The organism is Aliiroseovarius crassostreae, assembly GCF_001307765.1.
Taxonomy (GTDB): domain Bacteria; phylum Pseudomonadota; class Alphaproteobacteria; order Rhodobacterales; family Rhodobacteraceae; genus Aliiroseovarius; species Aliiroseovarius crassostreae.
Map to the genome: position 1 here is coordinate 111,887 of NZ_LKBA01000023.1, position 18,563 is coordinate 130,449.

The window sequence follows — 18,563 nt, forward strand, 5'->3', positions numbered from 1 at the left end:
TCCTTTTTCACCCGGCCAATGCGGCCTTCAATGCAAGGCGCCGCGCATGCAGCACCGGTTCAGTATAGCCGGACGGTTGCACCCGTCCCTTGAACACAAGATCACAAGCTGCCTGAAACGCCTGACCCTCAAAATCAGGCGCCATCGGGCGATAGGCCGGGTCCTCCGCGTTCTGCGCATCCACAATCGCCGCCATCTTTTTAAGAGCTGCCATCACCTCCTCCTCGCTGACCACACCATGGTGCAGCCAGTTCGCAAGGGCCTGGGAACTGATCCGACAGGTGGCGCGGTCTTCCATCAGGCCCACATCATGAATGTCCGGCACTTTTGAGCACCCCACCCCCTGGTCGACCCAACGCACCACATAGCCCAGAATTCCCTGCGCGTTGTTTTCCACCTCCTGGCGGATATCCTCGGCAGACCAGTTCACCCCATCCGCCACCGGAAGGGTCAACAGATCATCAAGGCGCCCGCGCGCGCCCCCTTTGCGCAACGCATCCTGTCGGGCCAGCACATCAATATCGTGGTAATGCGTGGCATGCAGGGTGGCGGCGGTTGGGCTGGGCACCCAGGCGCAGGTGGCACCCGCTTTCGGGTGGCCGATCTTGTCTGCCAGCATCTGTCCCATCCGGTCGGGCATCGCCCACATGCCTTTGCCGATCTGCGCCCTGCCCTTCAGCCCGCAAGCCAGCCCGATATCCACATTGCGATCCTCGTATGAGGCAATCCATTTCGACCCTTTCATATCCCCCTTGCGGATCATGGGGCCCGCCTCCATCGAGGAATGAATTTCATCCCCGGTGCGATCCAGGAAGCCGGTATTGATAAAGGCCACACGAAATTTGGCCGCGCGAATGCATTCCTTGAGGTTCACAGACGTGCGGCGCTCCTCATCCATGATGCCCAGCTTGACCGTATACCGTGGCAGGCCCAGCACCGCTTCGACCCGGCTAAAGATCTCGTCCGAGAAGGCAACCTCTTCCGGCCCATGCATCTTGGGCTTCACCACGTAAACCGACCCGGTCACCGAGTTCCCGCCGGTGCGCGACAGGTCATGCATGGCGATGAGCGTGGTGATCATTGCATCCATCAGCCCCTCGCCGATCTCTTCTCCCTCAGAGGTCAGGATCGCGGGGTTGCTCATCAAATGGCCCACATTCCGCACGAGCATCAACGACCGGCCCTTCAGGGTGATCGGCTGCCCGTCGCTGTCAAGATAGGTGCGGTCCGGGTTCATCTTGCGGGTGATGGTCTTGCCCGATTTTTCAAAGCTTTCTTCCAGATCCCCCCGCATCAGGCCCAGCCAGTTGGAATAGGCCAGCACCTTGTCTTCGGCATCCACCGCGGCGACACTGTCTTCGCAATCCATGATGGTGGACATGGCGCTTTCCAGGATGACATCCGAGATATTTGCCGGGTCATCCTTGCCAATCGGGTGAGATGCGTTCACGCAAACAACCACATGCAATCCGTTGTGTTTGAAGACAAATTCGGATCCACCCTCCGCCGAACCAACAAAGTTTTCCGGCGAGACAAGGCGCGCCTCGCCCCTTGAGGTCGAGATCACCAGCCCATCCTCAATACGCAACCCACGCACGTCCGACCATTTGACCCCATCCAGCGCAACAGCCTTGTCCAAAAACCCCTTGGCCCAGTCAATCACCCGCGCACCACGTGCAGCATCATAGCCCCCAGCCTCGGGCAGATCCCCCATTGCGTCGGTGCCGTAAAGCGCGTCATACAGGCTGCCCCAACGCGCATTGGCTGCATTGAGTGCAAAACGCGCATTCATGATCGGCACCACCAGCTGTGGACCCGGGATCAGGGCGATTTCCGGGTCGACATTTTCCGTCCCGATCTCAAAATCCGGGCCTTCCGGCACCAGATATCCGATTTCCTCAAGGAAAGACCGATAGGCCATGGGGTCATGTGATTGCCCACGATGGGCGATATGCCATGTATCCAACTGCGTTTGCAGCGCGCTCCGCCGCTCCAGCAGGGCACGGTTTTTGGGCATGAGGTCTGCCACCAGATCCGCAAATCCCGACCAGAACGCCCCGGCCTCCACCCCGGTTCCCGGCAATGCCCGATCTTCAAGGAACGCGGCCAGCTCGGCAGCAACGGACAGTCCGGCACGGTTGGTATAGTCGGTCATGGGGCACCTCTCTTTGCGATCTGTTACAGGCAAACTCCCCCAAACAGCGTTGGCAGGCAATTGAAATCCTCGGCAGGTCAGTTAAGGGAAACTGAACCGACAGGTGAGTTTTTCCATCGCGCGCCCTGACAGTCCGTCCCACCATCACACCATTCGTTCTGCTTGCAGCCCCTCACCGGGCGAATTACGTTAGCGCCAAACATATCAAAGGCTCCCCGACATGACCGAACAGGCCCAGAACCAGGCACCGCAGAAAATCCACCTTTCCGACTACACCCCACCGGCCTATCTGGTGGAGGAGGTGGCGCTGAGCTTCAAGCTCGCCCCCACTGCCACGCGTGTCTCCTCGAAAATCCGCTTCAAACCCAATCCGGCTGCCGCAAGCAGGGAATTTTTCCTGCATGGGGAGTATCTGACCCTGATTTCCGCAAGGATCGACGGCAAGGACGTCACCCCGGAGCTGGTTGACGGTGGCCTGCGCTGCGACGTGCCGGATGCTGCGTTTGTCTGGGAAGCTGAGGTCGATATCAATCCCGAGGCCAACACCGCGCTGGAAGGGCTTTACATGTCAAACGGCATGTATTGCACCCAATGTGAAGCCGAAGGGTTCCGCCGCATCACCTATTACCCCGATCGCCCGGATGTCATGGCCCCCTTCAAGGTGCGCATCGAAGGGGACCAGCCGGTGATGCTGTCGAACGGCAACCCGGTGGCCTCGGGCGATGGCTGGGCAGAATGGAATGACCCTTGGCCAAAACCCGCTTATCTCTTTGCCCTTGTGGCAGGCGATCTGGTGGCGCGCGACGACAGGTTCACCACCATGTCGGGCAAAGAGGTCGATCTGAAACTCTGGGTGCGCCCCGGAGACGAGGGCAAGACCGCTTTTGGCATGCAGGCGCTGAAAGACAGCATGAAATGGGATGAAGAGGTCTACGGACGTGAATATGACCTCGATATTTTCCAGATTGTTGCCGTGAGCGATTTCAATATGGGCGCGATGGAGAACAAGGGGCTGAACATCTTCAACACCTCCGCCGTGCTCGCCTCACCCGACACCTCGACAGATGCGAATTTCGAGCGGATCGAAGCGATCATCGCGCATGAGTATTTCCACAACTGGACCGGAAACCGGATCACCTGCCGAGATTGGTTCCAGCTCAGCCTCAAGGAAGGGCTGACCGTGTTCCGCGATCAGCAGTTTTCCGGCGACATGCGATCCGAGGCCGTGTGCCGGATCAATGATGTCATCGCCCTGCGCGGTCGACAGTTCCGCGAAGATAACGGCCCGCTTGCCCATCAGGTCCAGCCTGACAGTTTTGTCGAAATCAACAATTTCTACACGGCGACCATCTATGAAAAAGGTGCCGAACTCATTCGCATGATGAAGACACTGGTGGGGCATGAGGAATATTACAAGGCGCTGGATCTTTACTTTGCCCGCCATGATGGCGAGGCTGCGACCATCGAAGATTGGGTGCGGGTCTTTGAAGACAGCACCGGGCGTGACCTGACCCAGTTCCGTCGCTGGTACAAACAGGCTGGCACCCCGCGCCTGAAGGTGACGGATCAGTTTGAAGATGGCACCTATACCCTTCATTTTGAACAACAAACTCCACCGACACCTGGTCAGGATGAAAAGCTGCCACAGCATATTCCCGTGGCGGTTGGGCTGCTTGGCGCCAATGGGGACGAAGTGCTCGGCACGCAAATCCTCGAAGTGACAGACGCCGTGCAAAGCTTCAGCTTCAGTGGGCTGGGCGCGAAACCCACCCTGTCGATCCTGCGCCATTTCTCCGCCCCGGTGATCTTGGAGCGCGAAAGCTCTGCCGAAGAGCGCGCTTTCCTGCTCGCCCATGACACCGATCCGTTCAATAAATGGGAAGCCGGGCGGACCCTGGCAAAAGATGTCCTGATCGCGATGATCACTGGCGAGAGCACCCCCGGCGGGGCCTATCTTGATGCCGTGGCCGCGATGCTGCGTGATGACAACCTTGATCCCGCCTTCCGGGCGCTTGCAATGGGGCTGCCGGGGCAAGATGATCTGGCTCAGACGCTGGCAGATGCGGGAATGACCCCCGATCCGATGGCGATATATAACGCCCATCAGACCCTGCGCCAGCAAATGGCCGAACACCTGCAGGACCTGCTGCCAAGGCTGAGCGCGGAAATGACCGTGACAGACGCGTTTCAACCCAATGCGGAACAAGCAGGCAAACGTGCCCTTGGGCTGGAAGTGCTGAAGCTCACCAACCGGCTGGATGGCGGCATTGCGGCTCAGGCACAATATGACCAGGCGGACAACATGACCCTGCGCCTGGGCGCCCTTGGCTGCCTGCTCGACGTGCAGAAAGGCGAAGCAGCGCTTGCAGATTTCCGCAACCGGTTTGAGGGGGATGCTCTGGTCATGGACAAATGGTTTGCCATGCAGGTGGCCCATGGCACCCCGGACCGCGCTGCAGAAATCGCCGCTGAGCTGGCGAAAGACGCGGATTTCAACTGGAAAAACCCCAACCGCTTCCGCGCCCTCTTCGGCGCCCTGATGATGAACCAACCAGCTTTCCACGACGCCTCGGGCAAAGGCTATGCGCTCTTTGCCGACTGGCTGATCCGACTTGATCCGGTCAACCCGCAGATCACCGCCCGCATGAGCTCAGGCTTTGAAACCTGGAAACGCTGGGATGTGGATCGGCAGGCGCTGATGAAAACGGCGCTGGAACGGATCCTCGCCTCCCCGGATCTGTCCTCGGACACGCAGGAAATGGTCAGCCGCATTCTGAACGGCTGATCCGCCCCCCATTACCGATCCCTGAAGGGCGGCGGCCTGTTCCGCCGCCCTTTTTTCTTGTCTCAAATATCCCGGGGTGAGCGCGCTTGTCGCGCGAGGGGCAGCGCCCCTTGATGATGCCCACCCTGATCCCACGCCGCGCCCTACCGACAGACCAATCGCCAGCCCCCTTGCCCCGGCTCGCGCCCTGCCCTAGAAGGCAGGGGAAACGAAATCATGGGAAAGCACATATGTTGGATCATCTCGCCTATGAAACCCCGAAACCAAAAGTCATTGCCGGGGCAAAGGAAGATTGGGAACTGGTTATCGGGATGGAAATCCACGCCCAGGTCAGCTCCAACGCCAAGCTGTTTTCCGGCGCGTCAACCAAGTTCGGCGCCGAGCCCAACTCCAATGTGGCTTTCGTGGATGCCGCCATGCCGGGCATGTTGCCGGTCATCAATGAATATTGCGTAGAGCAGGCTGTGCGCACCGGGTTGGGGCTGAAGGCCGATATCAACCTGTTCTCGGCCTTTGACCGCAAGAACTATTTCTATCCCGACCTGCCGCAGGGCTATCAGATTTCGCAGCTGTATCACCCCATCGTGGGCGAAGGCGAAGTGATCGTGGACATGGGGCCGGGCGTGGCCCGCAAGGTGCGCATCGAGCGTATCCACCTGGAACAGGATGCCGGCAAATCGGTGCATGACATGGATCCCAACATGTCGTTCGTGGACCTGAACCGCACCGGCGTCGCCTTGATGGAAATCGTCTCCCGCCCGGATATTCGTGGCCCGGAAGAGGCCGCGGCCTATGTCACCAAGCTGCGCCAGATTCTGCGTTACCTCGGCACCTGTGATGGAAACATGCAAAACGGCAACCTGCGCGCGGACGTGAACGTCTCGGTCTGTCGTCCGGGGCAATATGAGAAATACATGGAGACGCAGGATTTCTCGCATCTCGGCACCCGGTGCGAGATCAAGAACATGAACTCGATGCGCTTCATTCAGGCCGCGATCGAGTATGAGGCCCGCCGCCAGATCGCCATTGTCGAAGACGGGGGCGAAGTGGTGCAGGAAACCCGCCTGTACGACCCGGACAAGAACGAAACCCGCTCGATGCGGTCAAAGGAAGAAGCACATGACTATCGCTACTTCCCCTGCCCTGACCTGCTGCCGCTCGAGATCGAACAGGACTGGGTAGACGGGATTGCCGACACCCTGCCGGAACTGCCGGATGAGAAAAAAGCGCGTTTTGTCACCGATTTCGGCCTGTCGGAATATGACGCGGGCGTTTTGACCGCCGAAGCGGAAAGCGCCGCCTTTTTCGAGAAAGTGGCCGAGGGGCGTGACGGCAAGCTCGCCGCAAACTGGGTGATCAATGAACTCTTTGGTCGCCTGAAAAAAGAAGATCATTCGATCACCGAAAGCCCGGTCTCTCCCGAGCAGCTGGGGGGCATCATTGCGCTCATCACCAAGGGCGATATCTCGGGCAAGATCGCCAAGGATCTTTTCGAGATTGTCTATACTGAAGGTGGCGACCCGGCTGAGATTGTCGAGGCCCGCGGCATGAAGCAGGTGACGGATACCGGCGCCATCGAAGCGGCCGTGGACGAGGTGATTGCCGCCAACCCCGCTCAGGTCGAAAAGGCCAAGCAAAACCCGAAACTGGTGGGCTTCTTTGTGGGGCAAGTGATGAAAGCCACCGGCGGCAAGGCCAACCCGAAAGCGGTGAATGACATCGTGACGGCCAAGCTGGGCCTCTGATTTTGTCGACATTTCTGGTATAAGGCCCCCGCTGTGGGGCCTTTGCCATTTCTTCCAATCAGCCGACTGCGCGAACATACGGATGATGATATGACTGAACGACGCTCTGAACTCCTGATGCCTGCGGGCAATCTGCGAAAGCTGAAAATGGCGGTGCTTTATGGCGCCGACGCGGTCTATCTGGGCACGCCGGACATGTCGCTGCGCACCAAGTCGCAGTTTTCACTTGAAGACGTGATCGAAGGGGTCGAGTTCTGCCACCAGCATGGGCGCCGCGCCTATCTGACCCTGAACCTGTTCAGCCACAACAAGGACATCCCGAAGCTGGACGAGTACATCGACACGGTGCGCAAGGTGAAGCCCGACGGGCTGATCATCGCGGATCCCGGCGTGTTTCAATACGTGCGCACCCGCGCGCCTGAACTGCCGCTGCATATCTCGACCCAGGCCAATGTGTGTTCCTGGCTGTCGGTGAAATTCTGGGAGGATCAGGGGGCAGAGCTTGTGGTTCTGGCGCGCGAAGTGTCTTACCCGGAGCTGGTTGAAATCCGTGAACAATGCCCGGATGTGAAGCTCGAAGCCTTCGTGCATGGCGCCATGTGCATGACCTATTCCGGCCGCTGTCTTTTGTCGAATTTCATGGCCGAACGCGGTGCGAACCAAGGCAACTGTGCGAACTCGTGCCGTTGGAACTATGGCGTGCGGATGCGCCTGAAGGATGGCACGATCGAAGATCTGAACATCACTGAAGACAACGCCGATATGTTTGAATTCCTACTTGAAGAGGGCGTGCGCCCCGGGGAATTCATGCCGATCGAGGAGGATGGGCGCGGCTCCTATATCCTCAATTCGCGCGACCTGTGCATCATGCCCAAGCTGGATGAATACCTGAAAATCGGCGTGGACAGCCTGAAGGTCGAAGGGCGTGGCAAGTCGGAATATTACTGTGCCATTGTCGCCCGCGCCTATCGCATGGCCATCGACGATTATTACGCCGATCCTGAGAACTGGGATCCGAAACCCTATATGCGCGAGCTGGAGGCGGTGGGCAACCGTGGCTATACGCTCGCCTTCCACAATGGCCGGCTGACCAATTATTCACATGACTACGAACACACCGCGTCCTTGGCGCAGTGGGAATATGCCGGGGTTGTGAAAGAGGCCACCGAGGACGCTTTCCTGATCGAAGTGAAAAACAAGCTCGAGGCAGGGGAAGTGCTGGAGTTCATCTCTCCCATCGCGCGCGAAACCGTTTTACTGCGGATGTATGATTTTGAAGATGCCGAAACGGGTGAGGTGAAAGAGGTGGTGCAAGGCGGCACCAGAACCACCATCCGTGTGCCCTTTGCCCTGTTTGATCATGAGGACCTGGATCACCTCAAGGCGCAGTTCCCGGCCTTCACCGTGATGCGCAAGGAAAAGGCCCTGACGGATGAGCAATGGAAACGGATCCGCTTTGACAAACTCACCCAAGGGCTTGAGATCACGGGGAAAGAAAACCCCAAAGCCTATGAAAAACGCCGTGACGCGCTGTCCGAGGCGATTGCCGAAGATGGGCGCGAGATGCGCTATAAGACCAACCGGGTCGGCACTGATGGTTGTTGTGGCAAGGGCTGTAACGGCTGCCTGATCTTCTGGCAGGGCGACCAATACGCCAAGGCGCGCGAGGTTTTGCTTAAACGCAAACAGGGGGAACAATTGACCCGGGCCGAGGCAAACGAGCTCCGTCTGGCCGCAGCCCCATTTGCCCCTGCGGATCTTACATTTGCAGATATACCCCAAAGCGACGTGCCGATTCTGCGCTGATGCAGATGCTGGTAAAAACTGGCCATATGATGACTGGTCGCCTGTTTGGCGGCTGGTCAGAACCCCGCCAAAATGCTACATCCCACGAGCCCAAACACAGCGAGACAGGTTCCATGTACGAATACCGCGTCATCCCCGCGCCCTCACGGGGCAAGAAAGCCAAAGGTGTCAAAACATCCGAAGATCGGTTTGCCCTGGCCATGTCCGATTTGCTGAATGAAATGGCGGCAGCGGGCTGGGATTATCAGCGTGCCGAGACCTTGCCAGCAGAAGAGCGCAAGGGGTTGACGGGCAAGACCTCAACCTTCCGCAACCTTCTGGTGTTTCGGCGCGAACGTGCCTGGGATGATGTGAAGGATACCTCCCCCACGGTGGCCGCCACCGCCGCCGCGGAAGAGACAAACGCCCCGGCCCTACCCTCAGCCGCCAAGGCCAACGAGGTGCCCGCAGATGCCCCTGCCCTGTCGCGCGATGGGGACAGCGCCTGACCCTCAAGCCTTGATATCAAGCGCCAGCGCGTGGATCTGCCCCATCAGGTCTGCGCCAATGGCCTGGTGCACGGCTCGATGGCGGGCAACGCGACCAAGATCGGCGAGCTTCTGCGCATGGATCACAACACGGAAATGGCTTTCGCCCCCGTCCTGATACCCTGCATGCCCCCGGTGCATTTCGCTTTCATCAATCACTTCAAGATGTTGCGGTTCAAACGCTGTTTCGAGCTTGGAAAAAATCTGGTCTCGGCGGGTCATTTTCGGACGCTTCCCTCTTCAAACATCTGCAAAATCCACTAAACTCTCTGGTCCGAGTCGAAAAGAGTGAACTAATGGCAAACGACGATCCTTTTGGTTTCGATATTTCGGTTTCTTCCGCCAAGAAGAAGAACCCGCGCGGCAGGCGTGGGATGTCTGGGGCGTTTGAAACCTCTACACGTGAATGTGAACACCCAACCTGTAAAGAGGCCGGGAAATACCGCGCGCCCCGCTCGCCGGATCATCTGGACGAGTTCAAATGGTTCTGCAAAGACCATGTGCGCGAATATAACCTGAAATGGAACTTCTTTGACGGCGCCAGCGAAGAAGAAATCAACGAACAGGCCGACAAGGACCGGGTCTGGGAACGTGAAACCAAACCGTTTGGCAAGCAGACCGAGGAACAGCGGGCCTGGGCCCGCCTGGGCATTGATGACGCCCATCAGGTGCTTGGGGAAAACGCCACGCAGAACCCGGGCAAATCCGTCACCGGCTCGACCCGGCGCCTGCCCCCGACCGAACGGCGCGCGATCGAGATTCTGGAAGCCAAGGATCACTGGACCAAGGCCGAGGTGCGCAAGGCCTACAAAAAACTGATCAAGGTGCTGCACCCCGATATGAATGGCGGCGATCGCAGCCAGGAAGAGCAACTGCAGGAAGTGGTCTGGGCCTGGGACCAGATTAAGGACAGCCGCAGCTTCAAATAAGCGCATTTTCAGGACACCCGAACGCCCTGCATGTTTTCTGCAGGGCGTTCTTTTTTCCCACCACCATTGCCAAATGCAGAATTTTGCACCGTCAACTCACGCCGTCAGACCATCCGAATTCAGGTGGCCCTACACGCGATTATCCTCTGGCAATATCAATGGCTGAAAAATACGCCACGCTCCCCTTGCACGAAACGAGATAATCGGGCACCACACCGGGGCTGGCACCGGAATACCGGACCAAAACCGTTCAGGAAGGATTGCGAAGATGGATGTGAATGCAAAACCCACCGAAGATATCTCGGTTCGCGAGGTCTTTGGCATCGACACCGATATGACGGTGAAGGGCTTTGCAGACCGGACTGATCGCGTGCCGGAGCTGGATCCGACCTATAAGTTCGACCCGGACACCACGCTCGCCATCCTCGCAGGGTTTGCCTTCAACCGTCGTGTGATGGTTCAGGGCTATCACGGCACCGGGAAATCGACCCATATCGAACAGGTTGCGGCGCGGCTGAACTGGCCCTGTGTGCGGGTGAACCTCGACAGTCACATCTCGCGGATTGACCTGATCGGCAAGGATGCGATCAAGCTGAAAGACGGGATGCAGGTGACCGAGTTCCAGGAAGGCATCTTGCCCTGGGCGCTGCGCAACTCGACCGCCATCGTGTTCGACGAATATGACGCAGGCCGGGCTGACGTGATGTTCGTCATCCAGCGCGTGCTGGAACATGACGGCAAGCTGACGCTGCTGGACCAGAACGAGGTGATCACTCCGAACCCGAATTTCCGCCTGTTTGCCACCGCAAACACCGTGGGTCTGGGCGACACGACCGGGCTTTACCATGGTGTGCAACAGATCAACCAGGCGCAGATGGACCGCTGGTCGCTGGTCGCCACGCTGAACTACCTTTCGCATGACGCGGAAACCAACATCGTGCTGGCGAAAAACGCGATGATGAACACCGAAAGCGGCCGCAAGACCGTGAGCCAGATGGTCACCGTGGCGGACCTGACCCGCACCGCGTTCATGAACGGCGATCTGTCGACCGTCATGTCCCCCCGCACAGTGCTGAACTGGGCGGAAAATGCACGTATCTTCCGCGATGTGGGCTATGCGTTCCGCCTCTCGTTCCTGAACAAATGTGACGAGCTTGAGCGTCAGACCGTGGCAGAGTTTTATCAGCGCTGTTTTGACGAGGAACTGCCTGAATCAGCGGCAAGCATGAGCCTTGGTTAACCCAAGTTAACGCTGAAAGCCCTGTTTTTGCAGGGCTTTTTCTTTTCTCATTAACAATTTCCCAGCAATCCGGACCTAAACTGGCCATGGGTGAAAATCGGGTGATGGTGGTATGCGTAGTCTCATGGTGTTGGCCTTTCTGTTCCTGTCAGCATGTCAGGAAGAACCGAAAAAAATGACGGCAGCCTCGGCGCCTCCGTCCTCGTGCGACATTATTCGCGTGGTGGATGGGGACACGGTAAAAGCCATTTGCCATGGGCGGGAACAGAACCTGCGCCTGCTGGGGTTTGACACGCCAGAGACCTTTCGGTCACGTTGCCCTGACGAAAAGGCTCTGGGAAAAATTGCCACCAGTCATCTGCGAAAACTGATCGAAAATGCGCAGGAGGTTTTGCCCGTCACAGGTCGCCCGGATAAATACCGTCGCCTGCTGACACGGCTTTATATTGACGGGCGCGACGTGGCTGAGATCATGATCGAAGCCGGGCTCGCGGTGCCCTATCACGGCGAAAAACGGATCAACTGGTGTGACCGACTGGCGGGGCGCAAGCAGGCGCCTCTGGGCTGATACTCCGCCGGAACTGGCCTCACAAATCCATCGCAAAATGTCGGAATACGGCTTTCCAAAGCGCGGGCGACGCCCTAATTTGACGATATGAAAAAGCCCAACGACAACCCCGCTGATCCGTTCAAAAAGGCGCTGGCCGAAGCGACCAAGACGCTGGCCGATGATGGCGATCTGTCCGTGACCTATTCAGTGGACCCACCCGGGGCCACGAATGACGCGGTGCGCCTGCCGCAGGTGACGCGCCGGATGACCCGTGAAGAGGTGTTGTTGGCCCGGGGCACGGCGGATGCGTTTGCGATGAAACATCGCTATCACGACCCCGCGATGCACCTGCGTTACGCCCCAGCCGGCCAAATGGCGCGCGACCTTTACGAGGCGATGGAAACCGCCCGATGCGAGGCGATGGGCGCGCGCGACATGCCGGGCACGGCGGGCAATATCGACGTAAAAATTCAGTCAGATGCGGCACGTCTCGGCTATGACCAGATCACCGAGGCTGCGCAGGCCCCGCTCGCGGATGCCGCGGGTTATCTCGTGCGCCACCTGGCCACCGGACGCGATCTGCCCCCTGCCGCGGCAAATGTGATGGAGCTGTGGCGTGGCTTTATCGAAGGACAGGCGGGCGACCATCTGAACGATCTTCAGGATACCCTGTCGGACCAGCAGGGCTTTGCGCGTTTTGCCAGACAGGTGATCGAAGATCTGGGTTATGGCGATCAGCTTGGCGATGATCCGGATCAGGACGATCAGTCCGACGAGGACGCCGAACTGGATCAGGAACAACAAGAGGACCAAGAGCAGGAACAGGGGGAGGACAGTTCCGAGGAGCAGGACGCCCAGCCTGAGCAGTCGCAAGATGAGACCATGGACCAGACCGAGGCCCAGGTTACCATTGACGACATGTCCGAAGATGAGATGGGCGATGATGCCGAGATGCCCGAAGGGGAGGCGCCGATCGAGCCACCCGCCCCGGCCCCGGCCTCTGACGCAGACCCCAATTACGAGGTCTATCTGAACGAGCATGACGAGGAAATCCTGGCTGAGGAGCTTGCTGAACCGGCGGAGCTGGAACGGCTGCGAGCCTATCTCGATCAGCAGCTGGAACCTTTGAAAGGGGCCGTAAGCCGACTGGCCAACAAGCTGCAACGCCGCCTGCAGGCGCAACAGAACCGGTCCTGGTTGTTTGATCTGGAAGAAGGCATTCTGGACGCGGGGCGCCTTGCGCGGGTTGTTGCAAACCCGACCACGCCGCTCAGTTTCAAGCAGGAAAAAGATACCGAGTTTCGCGACACGGTGGTGACGCTGCTTCTGGACAACTCCGGCTCGATGCGGGGCCGACCGATTTCGATTGCTGCGATCTGCGCCGACGTGCTGAGCCGCACGCTGGAACGCTGCGGGGTGAAGGTTGAGGTGCTGGGCTTTACCACCCGCGCCTGGAAAGGTGGTCAGGCACGCGAAAAATGGCTCGCTGATGGGCGCCCGGGGCAACCGGGGCGGCTGAATGATCTGCGCCATATCATCTATAAACAGGCGGATGCGCCAATGCGCCGGACCCGGGACAATCTGGGCCTGATGATGAAGGAAGGGTTGCTTAAGGAAAACATCGATGGCGAGGCGCTGGAATGGGCCCATCGCCGGATCGTAGCCCGCCCAGAGGCGCGGAAGATCCTGATGGTGATCTCTGATGGGGCGCCGGTCGATGATTCAACCCTGTCCGTCAACCCTGCGAATTACTTGGAAAAACACCTGCGTGACGTGATTGCAATGGTGGAAAGGCAGGCGCGGGTTGAGCTTCTGGCGATTGGCATCGGCCATGACGTGACCCGGTATTACGACCGTGCGGTCACCATCACCGATGCCGAACAGCTGGCAGGCGCAATGACCGAACAGCTTGCCGCGCTGTTTGACAGTGACCCCCGGGCGCGGGCGCGGGTGATGGGGATCCGGAAGGCGAGCTAACCCTCACCTTCCCCCGATACCGTCGGCCCCGGGGTCGTCGACCCAAGAGCGTTCAGACTGGCAAGGAAAGCTTCGGTTCCAATGCGGATCAGCGCGTCTGGAAAGTCGTAATCCGGGTTGTGCAACGCAGGCGTGTCCACACCACTGCCCACAAACAGCATGACCGTTTGGGCAATTTCGCTGTATACGCCAAAATCCTCGGACCAACGCATCGGCAACCCACCATCGGAAACCGCAAATCCCGCGCTTTCCACCGCGCCTTTCACCTGCCCGGTCAGAACAGGATCATTTTCACAGCCTGCAAATACATCCTGATAAGACCAGTTCACCGAAAGCCCCTGCGCTTTCGCCACGTCGCTCACAAGGGCTTCTGCATCGCCAACCAACGCGTCCATCGCCTCATTGGTCAATGTGCGCAACGTCACCCAGACCTCCCCGGCACCGGGGGCGATTCCAAAGGTTTTCTCCCCCAGACTGGCATGGGTCACGGTCGCCATCCGGAAGTCGGGTTCAGAGGGTGCGCCGACCGCCATCGCGGCAAAACCGAAGATCACCTCTGCCATGGCCAGTCCCGGTGAGCGCCCGGTTTCGGGTTGCGAGGCATGTGCCGTGCAGCCATTGAAGGCCACGCGCATTCCGCGCGAGGCACAATTGACCGGCCCGGCCTTCAGGCCAATCTCGCCCAAAACACGCCCCGGCACATTGTGCAAAGACAGCGCAATATCCGGGGCCAGGCGCTGAAGCCGCCCATCCGCAAGCACCGCCTTTGCCCCCGCTCCGGTTTCTTCTGCGGGCTGGAACAACAAGATCACATCCAGCCCCTCAAAACGCCTGTGTGCCAGTGTGCGGGCCACGCCGATCAGGATGGCCATATGCCCGTCATGACCACATAAATGCCCTTTTCCGGGGTATTGCGAACGATACGGCGCGTCTGAGCATTCCTCAATCGGCAATCCATCCAGTTCACAGCGCAGCATCACCCGGTGCCGGATCTTGCCCGCACCGCGAAACACCGCAGCCACACCATGCCCCCCGAGCCCGGTTTCAATGTGATCAGGGCCAAGCGGCGTCAGCACCTCAACCACCCGCCGGGCGGTTTCACGCTCCTGCCCCGAGAGTTCCGGCCAGCGATGCATCTCACGTCGCCAGCGGGTCAGTTCCACCAGGTCCTCATCAGGCATTCGATACATTCATCTTCCCACCAAGCTGCGTCGTAATGTTCAACTGCTGTGGCCTGCGCGCGGACCTGTCAACCGAATATTCCACTTTCCCTCCCGGGACCGCAGGGGCAGTATGCGCGCAAACCAGTCCCACTTCAGACCAAAGATTCCCGCCAGAGATCCCACATGTATCAAAGCTTTGACACCACCGCCGATCCCACCAAGGGCCCCGCCCGCCTAGACCGTCTGCGCCGCGCCATGGCACTGAAAGGTCTGGACGGGTTCATCATTCCCCGCGCGGATGCCCATCAGGGCGAATATGTTGCGGAATGTGACCGGCGTCTGGCCTGGCTGACGGGATTTACCGGGTCGGCGGGGTTCTGCATCGCGCTGCAAGAGAGCGCGGGTGTGTTTGTGGATGGGCGCTATCGCAACCAGGTGAAAAGCCAGGTGGATCTGGGGCATTTCACCCCTGTCGACTGGCCCGAGACGCAGCCCGGTCCGTGGATGTCACAAAAGGCCCAGCCCGGACAGAAAATCGGGTTTGATCCGTGGCTGCACAGCCGCGGCGAAATCGAACGGTTGCGCAAGGATACCGCCGCTGCGGGGCTAAGCCTTGTGGCGGTGGACAATCTGGTGGATCAGATCTGGACGGACCGCCCGGCCCCACCAGCCGCTCCGATCACCGCACACCCGCTTGAGTTTACAGGTCAGAACAGCGCAGACAAATGCGCCGAAATTGCCGACGAACTGCTGGCGCGCGGATTGAAGGCGCAGGTGCTGACCCTGCTTGACAGCATCGCGTGGCTTTTGAACATCCGCGGCACGGATATTGAGCATATCCCGGTTGTGCAGGGTTTTGCGATCATTGGCGATGACGCGCAGGTGACGCTGTTTACCGAAGAGGAGCGCGAGGGGATTGCGCGGCTTGAGGGGATTTCGGTGCGTCCCAAACACGCGTTTGTTGCCGCCCTGAAGGCGCTGGATGGCCCGGTTGGCGTCGACAAGAGCTCTGCCCCCTATGCTGTCACCCAACATCTGGAAAAAGCAGGCATTGCCTTTGAATGGAACGACGACCCCGTTGTCCTGCCCAAGGCACGCAAAAACCCCACCGAACTGGCCGGTGCCCGCAAGGCCCATCAGCGCGACGCCGCGGCCGTGGTCGAATTTCTTGCCTGGTTTGACAATATGGACAAAACCAACCTGTCCGAAATTGATCTGGTCGAAAAGCTTGAGGAAAAACGCCGCGAGACCGGGAAGCTCGAGGACATCTCATTCGAAACCATCTCAGGCGCTGGCCCCAATGGTGCCATCATGCATTACCGCGTTACACATGACAGCAATCGCCGCCTGCAAAGCGGGGATCTGGTGGTTCTGGACAGCGGCGGGCAGTATCGCGATGGCACCACCGACATCACCCGCACGCTGGCTGTCGGCGAAGTCGGTGACGAGGAAAAACGCTGTTTCACCCGTGTATTACAAGGCATGATCGCGCTGTCCCGCACCCGTTTTCCCCACGGCAGAACCGGCCGCGACCTTGACCCGATTGCGCGCTATCCGCTCTGGGCGGCGCATCAGGATTTCAATCATGGCACCGGCCATGGTGTTGGCGCCTTCCTGTCGGTCCATGAAGGGCCGCAACGGTTTTCAAACATCTCGGAAGTGCCTTTGGAACCCGGCATGATCCTATCAAACGAACCCGGCTATTACCGCGATGGCGCTTTTGGCATTCGCATAGAGAACCTGGTGGTGGTCGAAGAGGCTGTCTGCCCGCCCGATGGGGACAAAGAGCGCGCCCTTTACGGGCTGGAGACCCTCACCTATGTGCCGATTGACACCGGGCTCGTGGTGGGGGAAATGCTGTCGGGGGAAGAGCGTGCATGGCTCAACACCTACCATGCCCGGTGCCGCGAAAAGCTCTCACCGCGCCTCAGTGACGTCGCGTATCAGTGGCTACAGGACGCAACCGCGCCGATTTGACACGCGACACTCTTCTATAATCTGGTAAAGTCAGGGCCAAATCGAGATCGGCCCTTTGGCCGGAAGAATTGGGGACAACATGACTGACAACATCAAGATCCGTAAGGCCGAGGGCAAATGGACCGTGCGCGCCGGGGGCGCTGTGCTGGGCGAAAGCCTGAATGCCCTTGAAGTTATCGAAGGTCAGAGCCAACCGGTCATCTACTTCCCTCGTGCGGACATCGCCATGGCCTTTCTGGACGAAAGCCAGACCGTGACAACCTGCCCCTATCGTGGCGAAGCAAAACACTATTCGATCAACACCAAATCCAAGGTGATCGAAGATGCCGGTTGGAGTTATGGCTCTCCGATCGAGGAATTGGCTACGCTGAAAGATCATCTCGCCTTTTACGGCGATAAGGCGACAGTGGCACGGACCTGATACGGCGGCCTGATACGGGGCCTGATACGGGGGCAACGCCTACAGCAAACCGGAAATGGGCCCTGTTTGGGCCCATTTTTATGCAAGATCAGTGATCTAGATCCCCGTCCCCTTCCGGATAGGACAGGACGCCCCCCCCAACAGCGGCTTCAACACCTGTTGTCGTGGGGCAGGACGAGGGCAGACCACGCGCCACACGGACCGCAAGATAGGCAAAGGCTTGGGCCTCCAACATATCTCCGTCCAGACCTGCCTCTTCAACCGGCAGGACATCCGCCTCGCAGCGCGCCCGCAGCTCTTGCATGATGGCCGCGTTGTGCCGCCCACCGCCCGTGACCAGAATGCGGGACGGTGTCGAGGGGCAGTGCTCAAGCCCGCGGGCGACGGCCGCAGCAACACAGGCCGACAAGGTCGCCACTGCATCCGCATCGCAAAGCATCTCCACCTGATCCTTCAGCGAAGAAAACGCATCCCGGTCAAGAGATTTTGGCGGAATGCGTAGAAAATAGGGGTGCTGCAGGAACCGGGCGACAATCTCTTCCTGCACATCGCCAGACTGGGCCAATGCCCCCCCGGCATCAAAGCTCTGGCCCCGACGCGCGCGCATCACATCATTGATCGGTGCATTGGCTGGCCCCGTGTCAAAGGCGAGGCAGGCGCCAGTTGCAGCGGGATCCGCGACATTCGGATCCACCCAGGTGACATTTCCAACCCCTCCAAGGTTGAGAAAGACCAACGGCATGTCTGCCTTGATATGGCGTGCCAATGCGTGGTGGTAAAAGGGCGCAAGCGGGGCGCCTTCCCCCCCCAACAGCACATCAGCAGACCGAAAATCCCAGACCACGGGCTTGCCGGAAATCTCTGCCAAAACCTGGCCATCCCCCACCTGATGCGTTCCCTTCCCGCGCGGATCATGCGCAAGAGTTTGCCCATGAAAACCAATAATATCAACATGATGAGAGGACAACTTCGACACCAAAATCGCATGTGACGTTTCCACCAGTTCTGCCGCCTCAGCCACACCTTCTTCGCCTGGCCATGCACCAAGAACCGTGCGCAGTTGCGCCTGCTCAGCATCATCAAAAGGAAGAAAAACCGATGGTCCAAACTCTTCAACCCGTTCGCCATCGGTCAGCACAAGCGCACCATCCACCCCGTCCAGAGAGGTCCCCGACATGCAGCCAAGCGCCCAGATCGCCTGTCCCCCGCCCGGACCTTTTGTCCGTGTCTTCAACATGCTCTTCCCCTTTTGCCCGCCCCCGTCTATACGGAGGGTTCAACGACAAAC

General features: G+C 59.1%; 14 protein-coding genes. 10 read left to right on the forward strand and 4 right to left on the reverse strand.

Features of this window, described 5'->3' with window-relative positions; all coding sequences use genetic code 11:
- Positions 1-7: 7 nt before the first annotated feature.
- Complete coding sequence (locus tag AKJ29_RS16300; RefSeq protein ID WP_055192597.1) at positions 8-2,155, reverse strand: malate synthase G; 2,148 nt, start codon at positions 2,153-2,155, stop codon at positions 8-10.
- Between the two features lie 220 nt (positions 2,156-2,375).
- On the opposite strand from AKJ29_RS16300, the gene pepN reads away from it, so the two are divergent.
- The 4 genes from pepN (at position 2,376) to AKJ29_RS16320 (ending at position 8,979) form a co-directional block, all read left to right on the forward strand.
- Entirely contained in the window at positions 2,376-4,940 is a 2,565-nt protein-coding gene (gene pepN, locus AKJ29_RS16305; protein WP_055192598.1) for an aminopeptidase N, read from the forward strand.
- Between the two features lie 230 nt (positions 4,941-5,170).
- A complete protein-coding gene (gene gatB / locus AKJ29_RS16310; protein ID WP_055192599.1) occupies positions 5,171-6,685 on the forward strand; it encodes an Asp-tRNA(Asn)/Glu-tRNA(Gln) amidotransferase subunit GatB in 1,515 nt (504 codons plus the stop codon).
- Positions 6,686-6,775: 90 nt separating this feature from the next.
- Positions 6,776-8,491, forward strand: coding sequence for a U32 family peptidase C-terminal domain-containing protein (locus AKJ29_RS16315; protein WP_082392647.1), 1,716 nt, complete (start codon positions 6,776-6,778; stop codon positions 8,489-8,491).
- A gap of 113 nt (positions 8,492-8,604) precedes the next feature.
- Complete coding sequence (locus AKJ29_RS16320) at positions 8,605-8,979, forward strand: hypothetical protein (RefSeq protein WP_074963776.1); 375 nt, start codon at positions 8,605-8,607, stop codon at positions 8,977-8,979.
- Positions 8,980-8,982: 3 nt separating this feature from the next.
- Here the strand turns inward: AKJ29_RS16320 and AKJ29_RS16325 are convergent, their stop codons facing one another.
- Positions 8,983-9,240 carry a BolA family protein gene (locus AKJ29_RS16325; RefSeq protein WP_055192601.1) on the reverse strand — a complete coding sequence of 86 codons (258 nt, stop codon included), beginning with the start codon at positions 9,238-9,240 and terminating at the stop codon, positions 8,983-8,985.
- A gap of 74 nt (positions 9,241-9,314) precedes the next feature.
- On the opposite strand from AKJ29_RS16325, the gene AKJ29_RS16330 reads away from it, so the two are divergent.
- The 4 genes from AKJ29_RS16330 (at position 9,315) to cobT (ending at position 13,714) form a co-directional block, all read left to right on the forward strand.
- On the forward strand, positions 9,315-9,947 hold the full coding sequence (locus tag AKJ29_RS16330; RefSeq protein ID WP_055192602.1) for a J domain-containing protein: 633 nt from the start codon (positions 9,315-9,317) through the stop codon (positions 9,945-9,947).
- A 268-nt stretch (positions 9,948-10,215) separates the two neighbouring features.
- Positions 10,216-11,187 (forward strand): cobaltochelatase subunit CobS, encoded by a 972-nt coding sequence (gene cobS / locus AKJ29_RS16335; protein ID WP_055192603.1) that lies wholly within the window; start codon positions 10,216-10,218, stop codon positions 11,185-11,187.
- A gap of 112 nt (positions 11,188-11,299) precedes the next feature.
- Positions 11,300-11,755, forward strand: coding sequence for a thermonuclease family protein (locus tag AKJ29_RS16340; RefSeq protein ID WP_082392648.1), 456 nt, complete (start codon positions 11,300-11,302; stop codon positions 11,753-11,755).
- An 87-nt stretch (positions 11,756-11,842) separates the two neighbouring features.
- Positions 11,843-13,714, forward strand: coding sequence for a cobaltochelatase subunit CobT (gene cobT / locus AKJ29_RS16345; protein WP_055192605.1), 1,872 nt, complete (start codon positions 11,843-11,845; stop codon positions 13,712-13,714).
- Here the strand turns inward: cobT and AKJ29_RS16350 are convergent.
- Positions 13,711-14,904, reverse strand: a complete 1,194-nt coding sequence (locus AKJ29_RS16350; protein WP_055192606.1) for an amidohydrolase — start codon at positions 14,902-14,904, stop codon at positions 13,711-13,713. The two genes, cobT and AKJ29_RS16350, sit on opposite strands and share 4 nt — an antisense overlap.
- Positions 14,905-15,060: 156 nt before the next feature.
- On the opposite strand from AKJ29_RS16350, the gene AKJ29_RS16355 reads away from it, so the two are divergent.
- Positions 15,061-16,854 carry an aminopeptidase P family protein gene (locus AKJ29_RS16355; protein WP_055192607.1) on the forward strand — a complete coding sequence of 598 codons (1,794 nt, stop codon included), beginning with the start codon at positions 15,061-15,063 and terminating at the stop codon, positions 16,852-16,854.
- A 79-nt stretch (positions 16,855-16,933) separates the two neighbouring features.
- The gene (locus AKJ29_RS16360) at positions 16,934-17,275 is read left to right on the forward strand and encodes a DUF427 domain-containing protein (RefSeq protein ID WP_055192608.1); all 342 of its coding nucleotides are present in this window, start codon (positions 16,934-16,936) and stop codon (positions 17,273-17,275) included.
- 88 nt (positions 17,276-17,363) lie between these two features.
- On the opposite strand, the gene AKJ29_RS16365 is transcribed toward AKJ29_RS16360, so the two are convergent.
- Positions 17,364-18,512, reverse strand: coding sequence for an anhydro-N-acetylmuramic acid kinase (locus AKJ29_RS16365; protein WP_055192609.1), 1,149 nt, complete (start codon positions 18,510-18,512; stop codon positions 17,364-17,366).
- Between the last annotated feature and the right edge of the window lie 51 nt (positions 18,513-18,563).